The sequence below is a fragment of the Pseudonocardia sp. SID8383 genome, from assembly GCF_009864975.1.
Lineage (GTDB): Bacteria > Actinomycetota > Actinomycetes > Mycobacteriales > Pseudonocardiaceae > Pseudonocardia > Pseudonocardia alni.
In genome coordinates this window covers 1-412 of record NZ_WWFY01000645.1, presented here as the reverse complement: position 1 = coordinate 412, position 412 = coordinate 1, and the positions used below count along the sequence as shown (strand labels likewise).

Sequence of the window (412 nt, the reverse complement as noted above, 5' to 3'; positions counted from 1 at the left end):
GGCCGGCGACGCCGCCCGCGCCCTGCACGACACCCGTCGGTCCCGCGGCGCGCTCGGCGCCGGCGAACTCCCGGTCGACGGCTACGACGACCTGTCCGTCCCCGACGCGGCCCGCGCCGTCCGCGAGCTCGACACGCCCGAGGACGTGCAGGCCGTGCTGCGCTACGAGGAGCAGCACAAGAACCGGGCGGGCGTGCTCACCGCGGCCCGCACCCGGCACGCCGAGGTGGCCCGCGAGACGGTCGCGCACTGACGTGGCGCCCATGCTCCTGACCCCGCCCGGGGTCTACCGGCCCCAGTCGGACTCGCAGATGCTGGCCCGCGCCGTCGCCGTCTCCGGGCGGGCCCGCGGGGCCGTGCTCGACCTGGGCACCGGCACCGGGACCGTGGCGCTCGCCGCGGCCCGCTGCGG

General features: G+C 79.4%; 1 pseudogene. It reads left to right on the top strand.

Features of this window, described 5'->3' with window-relative positions:
- Positions 1-253, top strand: a pseudogene (locus GTW08_RS15760) (ferritin-like domain-containing protein); the annotation flags it as partial.
- Positions 254-412 lie beyond the last annotated feature (159 nt).